The organism is Protaetiibacter intestinalis (assembly GCF_003627075.1).
Lineage (GTDB): Bacteria > Actinomycetota > Actinomycetes > Actinomycetales > Microbacteriaceae > Homoserinibacter > Homoserinibacter intestinalis.
Window position 1 is genome coordinate 1327228 of record NZ_CP032630.1, and the last position, 2596, is coordinate 1329823.

Here is a 2596-nt window from a genome sequence, read left to right on the forward strand (position 1 = left end):
ATGGTGGACAAGAACCGCGACGACATGGAGCCGGACGCTCGCGGCGATGAGCCGCAGGAGCCGAAGGTCCACGACAAGCGGAAGATCGATCCGAAGACCGGCGAGCCGCGCCCCGACGCGGCCGACCGGGCTCCGGACGGCGGCGACGGGCTGAGCGACGACGACCTCGCGCTGCTCGCCGACGCCGAGAAGGATCTCGTGGCGGAGTACCGCGACCGCGCCGCGCGCGCGGAGGCGGAGCTCGAGAACTTCCGGCGGCGGGTGGAGCGCGACCGTCAGGCGAACCGCGAGGCGGTCATCGCCGAGGTGATCCGCTCGCTGCTGCCGGCGATCGACGACCTCGACCGCGCCGACGCCCACGGCGACCTCGTCGAGGGCGCCCCGCTCACCCTCGTCTCGCAGAAGCTGCGCGCCGGTTTCGAGAAGTACGGGCTGCGCCGCGTGGGCGAGGTGGGCGAGCCGTTCGACCCGAACATCCACGAGGCGGTCGTCTCGCTGCCCGATCCGGATGTCGAGGTCGAGACCGTGAAGGACGTCATCCAGCCCGGCTACGTCCTCGGCGAGCGGCTCGTCCGCGCCGCCAAGGTCGCCGTGAGCGCACCCCCGTCCGCCTAGCCGAGAGAGGAGTCCGATGGCCAGCCAGGACTGGTTCGACAAGGACTTCTACGCCGTGCTCGGCGTCGCGAAGGACGTGTCCGACGCCGAGCTGAAGAAGACCTACCGCAAGCTCGCGCGGCAGTTCCACCCCGACTCGAACCCCGGGGATGCGGCCGCCGAGGCGCGCTTCAAGGAGATCAGCGAGGCGTACGCCGTGCTGTCCGACCCCGACGAGCGCGCCGAGTACGACCAGCTGCGGGCCATGGGATCCGGCGCCCGGTTCACCCCGGGAGGCGCGGGCGGATTCGAGGATGTCTTCGGCGGCATGTTCAACGGCGGCGGTCGAACCCGAACGGCATACAGCCAGGGCGGCTTCGAGGATCTGCTCGGCGGGATGTTCGGCGGGGGCGGCTTCGGCACCTCGACGGGCGGCTACCGCGGCTTCGGCGGACCGACCCCCGGCGCCGACATCACCGCCACCACGACGCTCGACTTCGCCACCGCGATCCACGGCGACACGGTCACCCTGCAGCTGCCGGGCGGCAAGAGCACGAAGGTCAAGATCCCGGCGGGCGTCGCCGACGGGCAGAAGATCAAGCTGCGCGGCAAGGGCCAGGCGAGCCCCGACGGCGGCGCCGCGGGCGACCTCGTGCTCACGGTCACCGTGCGCCCGCATCCGGTCTTCGAGCGTGACGGCGTGAACCTGCGGCTCGACGTGCCCGTCACGTTCGCGGAGGCGGCGCTCGGCGCGACGATCGAGGTGCCCACCTTCGACGGCGACCCGGTGCGGCTGCGCGTCGCACCCGGCACCCCGAGCGGGCGCGTGCTGCGCGTCAAGGGTCGCGGGGTGGCGACGGCGAAGGCCACGGGCGACCTGCTCGCGACCGTGCACGTGGCGGTCCCCAGCCACCTGAGCGCGGAGGCGAAGAAGAAGCTCGAGGAGTTCGCCGCGACGCTCCCCGACGAGAACCCGCGCGACGAGCTGCTGGATCAGGCGCGCGGATGATGGACGAGTCGACCCCCCTCTTCGCGATCGCGGTCGCCGCCGAGCTCGCGGGCATGCATCCGCAGACCCTGCGCCAGTACGACCGGATGGGGCTCGTGAGCCCCCAGCGCACCTCCGGTCAGTCGCGGCGCTACTCGATGCGCGACGTCGTGCAGCTGCGGGAGATCGCGCGCCTCTCGGCCGAGGGGCTCAACCTCGAGGGGGTGCGGCGCATCCTCGAGCTCGAGAACCAGGTGACCGCGCTCACGGGCCGGGTGCGCGAGCTCGAGGCGGCGCTCGCCGACGAGCTGCTCACGCGTCCCGGCCGGCGCGTGTTCGCGGCCGGCGCCGAGGGCGAGGTCGTCTCGCTGCGGGCGGGCACCCGCGCGCGCAAGCAGAACCAGCTCGTCGTCTGGCGCCCGCTGCGCTCGGACGACCCCTCCGCCTGAACGGCTCGGCTCAGCCGAGCGCCTTCGCCTTGAGGATCGCGAACTCGTCCTCGGTGATCGCGCCCGCGTCGAGCAGCGACTTCGCCTTGGCGATCTCGTCGGTGGGCGAGCTGCCGCCCGTCACCTCGCGCAGGTAGCTCTCGGTCGCCCGACGGTCCGCCGCCGCGGCCTTCGCGCCCCGCTCGGCCATGCCGTTGCCGCGGAAGATGAGGTACGCGAGCGCGGTCAGGAACGGCAGGAAGATCAGGAAGATGATCCACAGCGCCTTCCACCAGCCGTTCAGCTTGTCGTCGCGGAACAGGTCGCCGATGATCGCGAAGATCGCGAAGAGGTAGGCGACGAAGGCGAACGCCCAGAACAGGACCCAGAGGAAGTCCCAGATGTTGTGGAGGAAGTTCATGTCGGTTCCTTTCGTCCGCGAGGTGTCCGGCGTCGACATGCCCGGTCGTCTTACCTTCCTACACCTTGGGTCTGGTGGGGGACAGTGCGAGGTGGCTAGCATGAGCACCACGCGGCCGTGTGCCTCCCACCCGTCGAGGATCCCCGATCCGGTCGTATGGAACAG

The 2596-nt window shown here is 71.3% G+C and carries 4 protein-coding genes; 3 read left to right on the forward strand and 1 reads right to left on the reverse strand.

The features are described 5' to 3' along the window. From D7I47_RS06395 to D7I47_RS06405, 3 genes are read left to right on the forward strand one after another with little or no spacing between them, the layout of a single operon-like run. On the forward strand, positions 1–615 hold the full coding sequence (locus D7I47_RS06395; RefSeq protein ID WP_227000896.1) for a nucleotide exchange factor GrpE: 615 nt from the start codon (positions 1–3) through the stop codon (positions 613–615). A gap of 16 nt (positions 616–631) precedes the next feature. Further along, the gene (locus D7I47_RS06400) at positions 632–1603 is read left to right on the forward strand and encodes a DnaJ C-terminal domain-containing protein (RefSeq protein ID WP_120762272.1); all 972 of its coding nucleotides are present in this window, start codon (positions 632–634) and stop codon (positions 1601–1603) included. After that, positions 1603–2031, forward strand: coding sequence for a heat shock protein transcriptional repressor HspR (locus D7I47_RS06405; RefSeq protein ID WP_120762273.1), 429 nt, complete (start codon positions 1603–1605; stop codon positions 2029–2031). Before D7I47_RS06400 ends, D7I47_RS06405 begins: the two co-directional genes overlap by 1 nt. 10 nt (positions 2032–2041) lie before the next feature. Here D7I47_RS06405 and D7I47_RS06410 read toward each other — a convergent pair whose 3' ends face one another. Next, complete coding sequence (locus D7I47_RS06410; RefSeq protein ID WP_157981653.1) at positions 2042–2431, reverse strand: SHOCT domain-containing protein; 390 nt, start codon at positions 2429–2431, stop codon at positions 2042–2044. Positions 2432–2596 lie beyond the last annotated feature (165 nt).